14 protein-coding genes are annotated in these 14,176 nt (G+C 33.6%); 12 read left to right on the plus strand and 2 right to left on the minus strand.

Annotation, left to right across the window (positions count from 1 at the left end):
• Positions 1 to 30: 30 nt before the first annotated feature.
• The 7 genes from SOI85_RS01855 to SOI85_RS01885 all read left to right on the plus strand — a co-directional run bounded on the left by SOI85_RS01855 (position 31) and on the right by SOI85_RS01885 (position 5,678).
• A complete protein-coding gene (locus SOI85_RS01855) occupies positions 31 to 1,425 on the plus strand; it encodes a glycosyltransferase (RefSeq protein WP_320664533.1) in 1,395 nt (464 codons plus the stop codon).
• On the plus strand, positions 1,426 to 2,406 hold the full coding sequence (locus tag SOI85_RS01860; protein WP_320664534.1) for a lysylphosphatidylglycerol synthase transmembrane domain-containing protein: 981 nt from the start codon (positions 1,426 to 1,428) through the stop codon (positions 2,404 to 2,406).
• 3 nt (positions 2,407 to 2,409) lie between these two features.
• Positions 2,410 to 2,784 carry a hypothetical protein gene (locus SOI85_RS01865; protein WP_320664535.1) on the plus strand — a complete coding sequence of 125 codons (375 nt, stop codon included), beginning with the start codon at positions 2,410 to 2,412 and terminating at the stop codon, positions 2,782 to 2,784.
• 16 nt (positions 2,785 to 2,800) lie between these two features.
• The gene (locus SOI85_RS01870) at positions 2,801 to 3,238 is read left to right on the plus strand and encodes a 23S rRNA (pseudouridine(1915)-N(3))-methyltransferase RlmH (RefSeq protein WP_320664536.1); all 438 of its coding nucleotides are present in this window, start codon (positions 2,801 to 2,803) and stop codon (positions 3,236 to 3,238) included.
• Positions 3,239 to 3,352: 114 nt separating this feature from the next.
• A complete protein-coding gene (locus SOI85_RS01875) occupies positions 3,353 to 3,793 on the plus strand; it encodes a translesion error-prone DNA polymerase V autoproteolytic subunit (protein WP_320664537.1) in 441 nt (146 codons plus the stop codon).
• Positions 3,790 to 5,064, plus strand: a complete 1,275-nt coding sequence (locus SOI85_RS01880; RefSeq protein ID WP_320664538.1) for a Y-family DNA polymerase — start codon at positions 3,790 to 3,792, stop codon at positions 5,062 to 5,064. The genes SOI85_RS01875 and SOI85_RS01880 overlap by 4 nt, the downstream gene beginning before the upstream one ends.
• 104 nt (positions 5,065 to 5,168) lie before the next feature.
• Entirely contained in the window at positions 5,169 to 5,678 is a 510-nt protein-coding gene (locus SOI85_RS01885; protein WP_320664539.1) for a serine hydroxymethyltransferase, read from the plus strand.
• 3 nt (positions 5,679 to 5,681) lie between these two features.
• Here SOI85_RS01885 and dnaG read toward each other — a convergent pair whose 3' ends face one another.
• Positions 5,682 to 7,733: a DNA primase gene (gene dnaG / locus SOI85_RS01890; protein ID WP_320664540.1), complete on the minus strand. Its 2,052-nt coding sequence runs from the start codon at positions 7,731 to 7,733 to the stop codon at positions 5,682 to 5,684.
• A 110-nt stretch (positions 7,734 to 7,843) separates the two neighbouring features.
• Between dnaG and SOI85_RS01895 the strand changes: the two genes are divergently transcribed.
• From SOI85_RS01895 to SOI85_RS01915, 5 genes are read left to right on the plus strand one after another with little or no spacing between them, the layout of a single operon-like run.
• Positions 7,844 to 8,743, plus strand: coding sequence for a DMT family transporter (locus SOI85_RS01895; RefSeq protein WP_320664541.1), 900 nt, complete (start codon positions 7,844 to 7,846; stop codon positions 8,741 to 8,743).
• A gap of 24 nt (positions 8,744 to 8,767) precedes the next feature.
• Positions 8,768 to 9,145, plus strand: coding sequence for a glycine zipper 2TM domain-containing protein (locus SOI85_RS01900; RefSeq protein ID WP_320664542.1), 378 nt, complete (start codon positions 8,768 to 8,770; stop codon positions 9,143 to 9,145).
• 15 nt (positions 9,146 to 9,160) lie between these two features.
• Positions 9,161 to 9,856, plus strand: a complete 696-nt coding sequence (gene ruvA / locus SOI85_RS01905; RefSeq protein WP_320664543.1) for a Holliday junction branch migration protein RuvA — start codon at positions 9,161 to 9,163, stop codon at positions 9,854 to 9,856.
• 43 nt (positions 9,857 to 9,899) lie between these two features.
• Positions 9,900 to 10,169, plus strand: coding sequence for a 30S ribosomal protein S15 (rpsO, locus tag SOI85_RS01910; protein WP_320664544.1), 270 nt, complete (start codon positions 9,900 to 9,902; stop codon positions 10,167 to 10,169).
• Positions 10,166 to 10,594 carry a PAM68 family protein gene (locus SOI85_RS01915; protein ID WP_320664545.1) on the plus strand — a complete coding sequence of 143 codons (429 nt, stop codon included), beginning with the start codon at positions 10,166 to 10,168 and terminating at the stop codon, positions 10,592 to 10,594. Before rpsO ends, SOI85_RS01915 begins: the two co-directional genes overlap by 4 nt.
• 11 nt (positions 10,595 to 10,605) lie before the next feature.
• Here SOI85_RS01915 and SOI85_RS01920 read toward each other — a convergent pair whose 3' ends face one another.
• Positions 10,606 to 14,121, minus strand: a complete 3,516-nt coding sequence (locus tag SOI85_RS01920; protein WP_320664546.1) for a DNA polymerase III subunit alpha — start codon at positions 14,119 to 14,121, stop codon at positions 10,606 to 10,608.
• Positions 14,122 to 14,176 lie beyond the last annotated feature (55 nt).

The following is a 14,176-nucleotide window of genomic DNA, read 5'->3' on the forward strand; positions in this document are numbered from 1 at the left end:
ATGTATAGTTGATATATATGAATATAAATTATGGATAAAGTCTCAAAGAAATTTAAATTCCAAAAAAAAAATAGGGCATACTATAAAGATTTAGAGTCAATTCATAATCTACTTGTCCCTAAAGAGAAAAGGATCCTAGAGATAGGCTGTGGTACAGGTGACCTCTTAAATGGCTTATCACCATGCTACGGAGTAGGGGTTGAAAATGACGAAATCATGGTTAATTATGCAAAAGAAAAGCATCCAAATCTGCAAATAAAATACGCTAACGTAGGGAACATAACTCCTAAGAGTATCAATGAAGAAATACCATTCGATATAATTATTATAAACAACTCATTAAATACAGTTAAGGATGTCCAAGGGTTACTAGAAAGATTAAAGTTGTTTAGCCACAAAAACACAAGAATAATAATAAGTTTCCATAACTGGTTATGGCAACCTCTATTAAAAATAGCAGAAAGAGTAGGGCAGAGGGTGCCTCAACCTCCTGAGAGCTGGTTAACTCCGAATGATATTAAAAATTTACTTGATCTTTCTGGATGGGAATTAATTAAACATGGAAATAGATTTTTAATCCCTAGAAATATCCCACTCCTAACATCTTTCGTTAATCGATGGATAAGCCAACTACCTGTTTTCGAGACTTTAGGTTTAACACATTGGATGGTCGCAAGATTAAGCCATAGAGAGATTACTCAGACAAGTGTAAGTGTAATTATTCCTGCAAGAAATGAATCAGGTAATATATCTTCTGCTATTGAAAGAATGCCTGAATTAGGAACATCCACAGAAATCATTTTCGTAGAAGGACACTCTACAGATAATACATGGGAAGAGATTACAAGAGTCTGTGAATCCTATAATGGTAAATTTTCCTTAAGTAAGTATAAACAGTCTGGGAAAGGCAAAGCAGATGCTGTTTGGTTAGGTTTCGATAAAGCAAAGGGAGATATATTAATAATTTTAGATGCCGATCTTACCGTTAAGCCAGAAGATTTACCACGGTTCGTGAAATCCATGCAAGACGGTAGTGCAGACTTTATAAATGGATGTCGTCTTGTTTATCCAAGAACAAATGAAGCAATGCCAATATTAAATACAATGGCAAACCGATTCTTTGCTATTGTATTTTCATGGTTACTTAGGCAAAGACTTAAAGATACCCTTTGTGGAACCAAAGTTATTTGGAACAAAGATTATCAAGATCTAAAGAAAGGAAGAAGTTATTTTGGGAACTTTGATCCGTTTGGAGATTTCGACTTATTATTTGGCGCAAATAAACTCAATCTGAAGATTTCTGAAATACCGATACGTTATCAAGAAAGAACTTATGGAGCATCGAACATAGCTCATATAAAAGAAGGGATAATTCTTTTCAGAATGTGCTTAGTAGCAGCTAAGAAACTACGTTTTATAAAATAAATGAATCTTAGTAAGATTAGATTGTTAAAACTAGTTATAACATTTTTTTTATTATATACGGCTATAAAATTATATCCAGAATTTTCAAATATAAAATATTATATATCACTTGTGCCAGATAAGTTATGGATCTATTCCCTAATAATTCCTATTCTAAGTCATTACATACTAAGTATAAGGTGGTTTTTCCTAATAAGATTCCTAAAATATAAGATAAGTTATTTTGATAGCCTAAAAGTATACTTAGCCGGTCTTACGTTTATGGCAGCACCCGCCAGGAGTGGAGAAGCAATAAGAAGCCTCTGGTTATCAAATCGGCATTCGATACCCATAAAGATAGGTATAGGTATAACTATCAACGAAAGAGTTACAGACTTAATAAGTGCTTTAATATTAATTATTTGGTCTACAAATAATATAAAACTATTAATCGTACTTATACTTTTTTTATTTACTATCATTTATACAGCAAGATCCTATAAAATCTTAAGTATTGTAAATACTACTTTAAAGAAGTTAAGTATATTTTTAATTCGGTTTATGCCCTTTATTAGTAAACATAGAGGAAGAACAGGTTTTAAATCAAAATTATATAAAATATTATCAGGTATCAAAGAAATAAATAAGCCTACTCCAGTAATTATTGCAACCTTTTTATGTATTATTGCGTGGCTTTTAGAAGCATTGTTAATGTATTTTGTTTTTAATTCATTAAATGTTAATCTATCTTATAAGCAATCAACGTTAATTAGAACAGCCATGGGAATAGGAGGTGCTCTTTCAATTTTTCCGGCTGGACTACTTACTAGTGAATCTACTTCAATAGGATTAGCGGTTGCATTAGGTTCAGGGAAAGTAGAAGCACTAGCATCTACTTTATTTACCAGGATTTACACTTTATTGATTCCTAGTTTAATAGGCTTAATATCTATGAATTCTCAAAAAGACTTGAACTTCAAATCAAATAAAAAATTTTATTAGATTATGAGCTTCAATTCTGATGATCTTAAGAAATTAAAAGAACTAGTTAAAAAGTTACCTAATGAGTTAGATAAACCCCTATCAAAATCTGAGTGCAATTTACCAGAATCAAGGCAATATAAATTTGAAACAGATGATGATCCCGATAATATTTTTCATTCCATTATTGATGCCAGTACTGATGGCTCAATTCCTTCTCATCTAATTGATAGAATTAAAGAAGCAGAATGTAAACAATCTAATAGCAGAGAAGCCTCTGATATTAGTATTAATCAAAGAAAACAATCTAATCATTATAGATATAAAGAATCAGCAAGTGAAGAAGACAGTCTATACTTCAAGTTCAAAAATCTCCTCTTAGATGAAGAGGAAGACTAACTAAATATAAATAATCTTGTTAAATACATCGCGTTATCGAATAATTGCTGTTGGCAAAGTCAGTAAGACATGGATTCAACAAGGAATAAATCTATATATCAAAAGAATACCTGGCTTAACTATTAATGAAATTAAAAATAGCAACCCTATTAAAGAAGGTAAGTTAATTCTAAAATCTATAAAGAAAGGAGAGCTTGTTGTTATTCTGGGAGAAGAATTTAAAGCCATGTCATCGCTACAATTTGCAAATAGCCTTAATGCAAATTCTAATCAACGTATTGTTTTTATTGTCGGTGGAGCTGATGGGATATCACCTGAAGTAAAAGATATTGCATCTTTGAAAATCAGCCTATCACCTCTCACCTTTCCTCATGAATTAGCTCGTCTATTACTAATAGAACAAATTTATCGTGCTCAAACTATTTTACAAGGTACTCCCTATCACAGAACATAATCTTCCAAAAAAATTTTCAGAGTAAAAAAGCAAAACAAAAACCTTAGCCGCAAACCAACACTATCCGCTATAGTACTAGAGTACTATAGCGGATAGTGTTGGTTTGCGTTTCTCATGTGTTCCGTCTCCTTTTACCAAAAAAAATCTCGTCTTTCTCTGCCTTTAGCAAGCGAGAATGTATCGGCTGGTTTTCCTTCTCCAGCCGATGACTATATGGATGTTGGAATTGACCTCAATGAAGAGCTAATTAAACATCCTGCTAGCACATTCTTTCTAAGAGTAAGTGGTCATTCAATGACCAATGCAGGTATCTATGATGGGGACTTACTCGTGATTGATCGTGGGATCAACCCAATTCCTGGCCAAATTGTAATCGCCATATTAGATGGTTGTTTTACATTAAAAAAACTTACAAGAAATAATGAAAAGCTGTATCTAGAAGCAGAAAGTCCTAACTATCCCTCTATTGAGATAAGTACATACGAATGTGTGCAGATATGGGGGGTAGCAATTTATAACATCCATCAATTAAGCAAAATTTCAAGATTCTCATGACTAAATTTATAGCATTAATTGATGGAAATAACTTTTATGCATCTTGCGAACAAATGATTAATCCTGCTTTATCAGGTAAACCTGTAATAGTTCTTTCAAATAATGATGGATGTATTATATCAAGAAGTGCAGAAGCACGAGAGTTAAATATAAAGATGGGACAACCTTACTTCAAGATAGCTAATACAGTAGACGCTCTTGGAATCAATGTCTGCAGTTCAAATTACTCATTATATGGAGACATGAGTAATCGATTAATGAGTTTAATAGAAGAGAGGTCTGAGAAAATAGAGGTATATTCAATCGACGAAGCCTTTGTACAAATATCTCATTCAAATAGAAATAATCTAATTTATTGGGCACAAGAACTCCGTGCGATTGTCCAACGTAATATAGGCTTAACAGTAGCTATTGGTATTGGGAAGAATAAGGTTCAAGCTAAAATTGCTAATTATCTATCTAAAGAATTAGAAACACATGCTGGTATTTTTAATATTTGCATGGAAGACAGGAAAGATACTTGGCTAGAAAGAGTAGATGTCGAAAAGATATGGGGAATTGGAACAAGCATGTCTTCCTGGTGTAGAAGAAAAGGAATTAATAATGCAAAACAATTTAGAGATATGTCAACTAATTTACTTAAAGCTAAATATGGAGTAATTGGAATACGTATTCAGGAAGAACTACGAGGTAATAAATGCATCAATCTTTTGACAAAACAATCATCTAAAAAAGAGACTTGTGTAAGTAGAAGTTTAAAAAAGCCAATAATTAACAAAGCTCAACTCAAACAAGTAATTGCTTCTCATATTATTTTAGCAAGTGCAAAACTAAGAAAACAAAAACAACTTACTGGAAGTATAACTATATTTGCAAGAACAAGTTTATATAATCCAAATTTCCATAGTAGAAGTGCTAGTAAAAAATTGAATGTTCCATGCAATAATACTAATACTCTGATAAAAATTTCACTATCTTTAATTGATGAAATTTATTCTGAGAACTGCAGATTTACTAAGACAGGTGTAATAATGCAAAAACTCCAGGGTATCGACTTTATTCAACTATGCTTAAATAATCAAAATGATATTGATAACTTTAGAAGGCAAGAAGTTCTAATGAAAACAATTGATAATTTAAATATGCGTTATGGGAAAGATACTATTAAATGGTGTATCTCATTTATTAACAAAGGTTCTCATGTGAATCATCTAAACTTAAGCCCTGCCGCCTCTACAAGATTTAAAGAAATTGGAATTGCAAGAGCATAGATCAAAGAAGGAGAACGCAATAAGAGATTTCAGCATAAACAAACAAAATACTGAATTTAAAAGGGTTTTAGATATTTGAAAAGCAAAACATAAAGAGATTAAAGGTGTTAGAATTAATAATAAACGATAGTCCTTACCAATTAATAAAGATGGAATTTCTTTTATTTCTTAAACCAAATGAAATTGAAATATTGAATATAATGCAAAAAATAGATTATAAGGTAGAAGAAAATACTCCTTTATGCTTAATAGGAGATCAATATTTTGGATTTCTCAAACACAAACAAAGAAGAATAGTAATTTGTACGAATAATGCAAAGGTAAAAGGTGGCTATTCTTTTTCTAATCAAAGTCAATATGAAGGATTTAATAAGACAGGGATATATATTAGGAGAGCTTTGAGGCATGAAGCAGTTCATGTCGCTCAACATTGTAATAACGGAGATCTTATAAATATAGAAACAAAAAGAAAGATGAAAATACATCCATATAAATTAGACTCATTAAAAGGTTCAACAAGAATTTCTGGAAAAAGAGAACATGAATATCAAGCTTATATGATTGAAGATAAACCTAAGATAATAATAAAGGCGTTAAGAAAATATTGCTTATAAAAACTACTCATTAAAATTAGAATTATTATCATTTAAGCATCTCTGTTTGTCCAGGTAAAGTATATGCTTTCTTTCAGAGTAATAAAGTTCTTGAAAGTTTATAGCGTCATTATTAAGTTGATTAAACATTAGATTTATTTTATCCTCAATCTCGACTGATTCTGAGGTGTCTAATCGATTATTTTCTATAAGTGAAGTTATGCATTCTTCAAGAGTTCTAAGTCTTTGAGAGCTCCATGATTCAATAAGATGTCGACATCTTTTAATTGACTTTTGCCTTTCCAAGGTAGCCATTGCCCCCCGAAAAAGATGAGTAGGCTGCGACATAGCAGTTAATTGAAATTCTCCAGGAGTTAATAATTGAGTAATTTTTGAGAGGGTTTTACTATCTTCATTAATTAATTTATCGAATACCAAGTCGTTTAAGTTAATTGCAAACAATTCATCTCCTGAGCTATCACCTCTATTTACAGATTCTAAAAGATCAGGTCCAACTTTTTCCTCTTCTAATTCACTAATCGCAACCCAGAGTAGCCGATGATGATGAAAAGCAAAATCTTCAATCTCTCTAGCCCTCATTTCTTTTCGAATTTCTCCTCTATGAATTGGAAAGTGTATATATATTCTGAGTATTTCAGCTTCGCTCTTTTCTCTTAAAGGAGCTTCACCAGGTTGATCAAATTTACGAGAACGACCATGCCATCTTTGACCCTTTATTTGATTACGAAGATCTTTCTCTAATTGAATTGCAAAACGCGAATGACCTCCACTTAGAAGTTCAGAAACCTTTTGAAGATAATGAGTTCTTAAAGCCGAATTAGGAAGTTTACCTAATAATTGAACAACTCCACTAACTGCTAATTGAAAGTGATCTGACTTATTTAAATCAAGATCTTTTATAACATTATCAATCTGCCAATCCAACCATAAGGGTGATTTATCTAGTAAGGCCTTGTAATCAGCTGAAGAATGTTGTTTAAGAAACTCATCAGGGTCTTTCCCTTCTGGGAGATGAAGAACTCTTAATTCAAGTTGTCCTTGCATCGAAAGTTGCTCAACTTCTGTGATAGCTCTATTTGCTGCTCGTATGCCAGCACTATCACTATCAAAGTTCAAACATATTCTCTTGCTTTCTGTACATCTTGAAAGTTTTGTAATTTGTTGATTGCTAAGAGCTGTTCCTAAAGAGGCTACAGCGTTAGAAATTCCTGCTTGATGAAGAGCTATTACATCAAAATAGCCTTCAACAACAACAGCTAGATCTTCGGTTCGAATAGTCTTTGCAGCCTTATCAAGACCATAAAGATGTTTTCCTTTTTCAAATATTTCAGTCTCAGGTGAATTTAAATACTTTGGTTCTGATCCATCAAGACTCCGGCCACCAAAACCTATAACTCTATTTTGTTGATCAAAGATTGGAACAATTACACGATTCCTAAATCGATCATAAAAGCCATTTCCTCCTTTCCTGGGAACAATTAATCCTGAAGATTCAAGTAATTCCAGAGAAATATTTTCGACTTGATGTAGATAATTAAGAAGACCATCCCATTGATCAGGGGCATATCCAAGCATAAAGTTATCAAGGGTTCCGTCTGATAAAGATCTTTGATTAATCAAATATTCATATGCGTTGTGACCTCCTGAACTCTTTAGTTGGCATTGATACCAACCAGCAGCCAGAGACAAAACACGAAGAAGGCTCTCCTTACGACTTAGTTGTTTGCGAAAACGCTCCTGCTGCGGAGCATCAAACGTCTCAATTGGTAATTGATATCTTCTAGCCAATTCAAGTACAACTTCACTAAAACTTTGGCGTTGAAACTCCATCAGAAATTTAATGGAGTTTCCGCCTGCTCCACACGAAAAACAGTAGTAAAACTGCTTAGCTGGTGAAACCGTCATAGACGGTTTACTGTCATCATGAAATGGACAAATCCCTACAAACTCTCTTCCTCTTTTCTTAAGAACTACATGTTCACCGACGATATCGACAATATCAGCACGTTCTTTTACTGCTTCGATCGTTCGCGGGTGAAAACGTGGACTTGTCATTTTTCTATTCTGATGGGCTATAACAGATTGGTCTAGAAAAAAATTTTAAAATCAAATGATTTAAATATTTTTGGGAATTGATCTAGAGGTCAAATGAATTTAACCAGAAAATGAAAAATCATTCTAATAAATTAGATAACCAAAACACAAAAGAGCTTCAAGGGGTTAAAGCACTTTTAATCAGTGCTTTAGCTTTTAGTATTATGACTGTTTGCGTTAAACAATTAAAAGGACGTATTCCAGTTGCTGAAATAGTTTTTTTAAGGGCATTATTCAGCTTGATAATCACAAGAGTAATGCTATATAACAAACAAGTAAATCCTTGGGGGACAAATAGAGGACTTTTGCTATTGAGAGGTCTTTTAGGAACAATAGCTCTATTATGTATATTCAAAGCATTAGAATTTCTACCACTAGGTTCAGCCACAATTATTCAATATACATATCCAACATACGTTTCTTTAGCCGCATGGATATTTTTAAAAGAAAAAATCAATTTACAGATGATTTTATCCGTAGTAATTGGATGGATAGGAGTCTTATTAGTTGTACAGCCAAACTGGATAATCATTAATGGAATGGAACTCCCAATTGAAGATGTTGCAGTAGCTATTAGCGGCGCTTTATTTACAGCTCTTGCGTACATATGTGTTCGCAAACTATCTAAAGATGAACATCCTTTAGTTATTATTCATTACTTCCCGTTGGTTTCTGTTCCATTAACTTTTCCATTTTTTATAAGTAATGGAGTCACTCCTTTAGGTGGAGAATGGCTATGGCTTATTGGAATAGGAGTTTTTACTCAAATTGGTCAAATAGGAATTACAAAAGGTCTTAAGCATTTACCAGCAGCAAGAGCTAGTTGCATCAGTTATTCACAAGTTCTTTTTGCAACTATTTGGGGAATAATCATTTTCTCTGAGCAAATTAACGAGTATCTTATTATTGGAGCAATGCTTATTCTTGTTGCCTCTCTTATAAGTATTAACGCCAAACTAAAAGTTATCTAAACTTAACGCAGAGGAATAAAAACCATGAAACTAATTCTTGCAATTCTTGTTCTCTTCGGTTCAACATCACCTTTATTGTCAGAAGAAATTGAGACTTATCGAAAACCTGGGTATTCGAGCACTCGAACATGTACACGTCGTGAATACCGAGAAGAATACATACCAGGCACCCCTGAGAATCCAGGATATGTTAAAAACTGGTATGAATATGTAGAAGTTTCTTGTAATCCCAATAAGAGCGAGGTCATAGATGATAACGACTGCAAAGAGGGAAGCTTAATAGGTGGACTCCTAGGTGCTGGTTTAGCAGCATCTAGCTCAAGAGGTAAAGGAAGGATGTGGGCAATTCCTGCTGGAGGTGTTACTGGAGCACTTATTGGATGCCAAATTGACGGTGGCTAAAAGCTAAATAATCAAATGATTTGTTGGCTAAAAGGTAAAAAAATTGATGCTTGGAGTACCGGAAGCAAAAGTGGCGCAGTAGTTTCTTGCGGAGGTATAGGTTATGAAGTACAGCTTTTACCAAGAGATCAAGCTAAAAATAAAGAACTAGAAGAAATAACACTATGGATACATCAAATTTTTAGAGAAGATAGCTTTTACTTATTTGGTTTTATCGATAAAAAGGAAAGAAATTTATTTCGGAAATTAATCAAAATAAATGGCATTGGTCCTCAAAGTGCTATTTCACTTCTTGATAAATATATTTTCAATGAACTGGTAGAAGCAATAAGAAATTCGGATATTTCAAAGTTAACTAAAGCATCCGGCATTGGCAAAAAAATCGCAGAAAGGCTAACAATTGAACTTAGAGATAAGCTAGATGAGTTTAATCAATCAAGTTCACAAAAAACTCGGTTACTAGCTTCCTCTATGCCAAACGATGAGGCTAAGGATGCTGATATTAAAAATGAATTAATCTCTATACTGGCAGGACTGAACTACGAAGAATTTGAAATTATACAGGCTATAAATGCAGTCTCAACGGAAATACAGCAAGCAAATACAGCAAGCAAACTAGAAGTAGAAACACAAAAAGCCGACACAAAAGACCTATATCTAAAAAGAGCTCTTGTATGGCTAAGTCAAGATGTTTCATCAAAAGGAACTTGAGGAGTTAAATTACTATGAGTTCTATAAAGTTCAGACAAAGAGCATGTCACTGAATACAGAAGAAAAGCAAAGCCTAATCAATCAACATCAGACTCACCCTACAGATACAGGTTCTGCAGAGATACAAGTCGCAATGCTTACCGAAAGAATCTCCAAGCTAAGCGACCATCTTCAGGGAAATATTCATGACTATTCATCTAGACAAGGACTTTTGAAAATGATTGGACAAAGGAAAAGACTATTGAACTACGTAAAGGTTAAAAGTGAGAAAAGATATACACAATTAATAAGTAAGCTTTCTATCAGAGGATGAATAAAAAGGATACAAAATCAACAGATTTTGAAAATCAAATCACTCAAACAGGTTTTAAAGAAAAAGCCTTAACGAAAAAGAAGCAGAAGAATTCATCAGGAAAAAGAGAAACAGGTATTCCCAAGGAAGTTGCCAACAGAATGGCAAGGAGAATAGCTATCACGACTGGAATACCAACCTTATCTGGAATGGGAGTATTTATTGGTAGTTATTACCTTATAACCAAAGGTATAGCTGATATAGCACCAGTAGTTACTCTCATGACTTCAGGAGGATGCTTCCTTTTCGGACTTTTAGGTTTAAGTTATGGAATTTTATCTGCCAGTTGGGACAAAAGTGCAGGTACTTTTCTGGGACTTGAAAATATAAATCCAAATATAAGAAGAATGAAAGAAGCATTCAAAGCTAAAGAAAGTACCAATTAAACATAGTTGGATTAAGTCAACAAACTCTCGCTCCTAGAGGCTTTAAAAGAATTTTTCTGTAAAGAATTTATAGCGGATTCTGCATCTCGAACACAAAACTGATGACCGAATCTTACATAACTAACTTTTGAATTATTGCGTATGGCTGCCACAACAGGAATTCTTACTCCTAGTTCTCCCTTGTTTGGTCGATGTTGATTTAGACATTCCCTAAGTTTATGTTGTATGCCAATATCATTTGCTTCTTCAGGTAATAAGTCAATCAAAACAACTCTCAAATCATCAATTGCTCTACAGTCATCAACAATTAATTGAGTAGTCTCGTCCCTACGATCAACAGACCCCCAAACAAGCAATCGGGTTTCAGCTATCAAATGCTCAGATAACCTTATATAACTTTTAGGAAAAACTACAGCATCACAAGTTCCAGTTAGATCCTCTAATTTAATAATTGCCATTGCATCTCCTTTACGAGTTATTACTCGCCTAATCTCAGGAATCATGGCAATACAGCTGATTTTAGCTTTATCTGATTGCTCCTCAAGGTTTCCAATACTTATTGGTGCAATAAGCTTTGCAGGCGTTGATAATTGCTTAAGAGGATGATCAGACAAGTAAAACCCAAGTAAATCCTTCTCATGTTTTAATTTTTCCGTTGCCGAGTAATCATTAACAGAAGGTGCTTTCGGGGCAATAGAGAAATCGGAACTTGAATCAGAGGTGGCTATGGAAGATGAAAAATCAAACAAATTTCCTTGCCCACTAGATTTGTCTCTAGCTCTTGAATTTGCCCAGTCAATAACAAAATCTAAATCTGCAATAAGTTGAGCTCTATTCGCCTTAGGTTCTAACTTATCAAGAGCTCCACAGTGAATTAAAGATTCAAGACCTCTGCGATTGAGAGAATTGGAAGGAATACGATCACATATATCTGCTAATGATAAGAACTTACCATCTTTATTACGAGCTAATATTAATTCTTTAATAGCATTATCTCCAAGATTTCTTATAGCTGATAATCCAAATAGAATCTTATTATTGCTTGGTGTGAAATCAATTCCAGAGGTATTCACATCTGGAGGAAGTACTTCTATCCCTATAGAATTACAATTAGATATATAACGATGAACTTTATCACTTGCACCAGAATTGACAGTTAGTAAAGACGCCATATATGCAACTGGATAATGTGCCTTTAAATAAGCAGTTTGATAAGTAACTGCTCCATAGGCAGTCGAATGACTTTTGTTAAAACAATATTCTGCAAACAAAACCATCTGATCAAAAAGTTTATTTGCCAATGTAGCGTCAACTTTTTTATCACTTGCTCCTTTAACGAATAACTGGCGATGCCTCTCCATCTCCTCAATCTTCTTTTTACCCATGGCTCTTCTTAATAAATCAGCCTGTCCAAGCGTATAGCCAGCTAAATCTTGAGCAATCTTCATGATTTGTTCCTGGTAAACCATTATTCCGTAAGTGTCTTTTAAAATTGGTATTAACAAGTCATGAGGAAAATCTATTTGCTCTTTTCCATGTTTGCGATTTATAAACTTAGGAATAAGACCTGCATCTAATGGACCTGGTCTATAAAGAGCAAGAATTGAAGAAATATCTTCTAAAGATGAAGGTTTTAAATCTTTTACAATATTTTTCATCCCACTAGATTCAAGTTGAAATATCCCCTCAAGATCTCCTCTAGATAAAAGATCAAAAGTATCTTTATCATCTAAAGGAAAATCATCCGGATCTAACTTACAACCTATAGAAGTCTTTAAAAGCTCAACAGTTTTATTAATCATGGTGAGATTTTTTAATCCAAGGAAATCCATTTTTAGCAAACCTAATGATTCAATATCTTCCATAAAGTATTGGGTAATTATTTGACCATCATTATTTCTCTGAAGAGGCACAATTTTATCTAAAGAGTCTGAAGCAATTACAACACCCGCTGCGTGAACTCCAAATGTTTTATTAGTTCCTTCTATACGAATTGCCATATCAACCCATTTCTGAACTTCTTTATCATTTTTATACTTTTCTCTAAATTCTAAATTTGGTGAATCTTCTCCTATCATTGCTGAAAGTTTAGCTGGCTTACCTCTTACAACAGGTATCAGTTTAGCTAATCTATCTGCATCTCCATAAGGAATATCTAATACTCGTGCAACATCCTTTAAAACAGCCTTAGAAGTCATCCTGTTAAAAGTTATTATTTGTGCAACTTTGTCTTCTCCATATCTTTTAGTAACATAATCAATAACTTCGCTTCGCCTTTCAATACAAAAATCAGTGTCTATATCTGGAAGTGATTTACGCTCTGGGTTTAAAAATCTTTCAAACAATAGTCCATTCTCTACAGGGTCAATGTTAGTGATGTTTAAGGCATAAGCAACCAAGGAACCTGCCGCCGATCCTCTTCCTGGACCTACTGGAATACCTTTATTTCTTGCGAATCTAATGTAATCCCAGACCACTAAGAAATAAGTTGGAAAGCCCATTTGATTTATAATGCTAATTTCGTGTTCAAGCCTATTTAAGTAGTCTCTCTTTATATCATCTGGACTTTCAACATTAAATCTTTCCTTAAGTCCATCTAAAGCTACCTTTTTTAAATAGCTGAGAGCGTTAAATCCATCTGGGATAGGAAACTGTGGCATTTTATATTCACCAAGGATGTTATATTCTTCAACTTTATCTGCTACTAATAAGGTATTATCTATTGCCTTCCGAACAACTTTAGAGTCCAAGTGATCAGAGAATAATGTAAACATTTCTTCTCTACTTTTTATATATTCTGTACCTGTATATCTTAGGCGTTTTTCATCACTAACTAATTTACCTGTAAGGATGCATAGCAGTGCGTCATGAGATTCAACATCATTCTTCGATAAATAATGTGCGTCATTAGTTGCAATTAAATCTATATTTAATTCTCGTGCAATTCGTACAATTTCTACATTTACTATTCGATCTTCTATTGATCCATGGTCTTGTATTTCGAGATAGAAATCATCATTAAATATACTTTTATACCAAGAAGCTATCTCTCTTGCCACATCACTGCGACCTCTTAATATGGCTTGGGGTATTTCTCCTCCTAGACAAGCAGTAGAAATAATCAGGCCCTCGCTATAGCGCTTTAAATTTTCCTTATCTATACATGGTCTTGAAAATATACCTCTTCCACGCATTCCTCTTAAATGGCTAATTGTTGTTAGTTTTACAAGATTTCTATATCCAACAGAATTCTTGGCTAATACAACAAGATGGTATCTGCGCTCTTTCTTAGGCTGAGGGTCATCAATAGATCCATTTACAACATACATTTCATTCCCAATTATTGGTTTAATATCGCAAGCTCTACAAAGTTTAAAAAGTTCTATAGATCCATACATAACTCCATGATCTGTAAGAGCAAGAGCAGGCATGCCAAGTTCCTTAGCCCTCCCAACCATCTTGGGCAACTGACTTGCACCATCCAAAAGACTGTAATCACTATGATTATGTAACGGTACGAATCCCATTAGAAAGTTAATTCTCAAGCACTACATAGAGTGTAGTATCAAATTCAAGCCTCTA

This window comes from Prochlorococcus sp. MIT 1223, from assembly GCF_034092465.1.
GTDB lineage: Bacteria > Cyanobacteriota > Cyanobacteriia > PCC-6307 > Cyanobiaceae > AG-402-N21.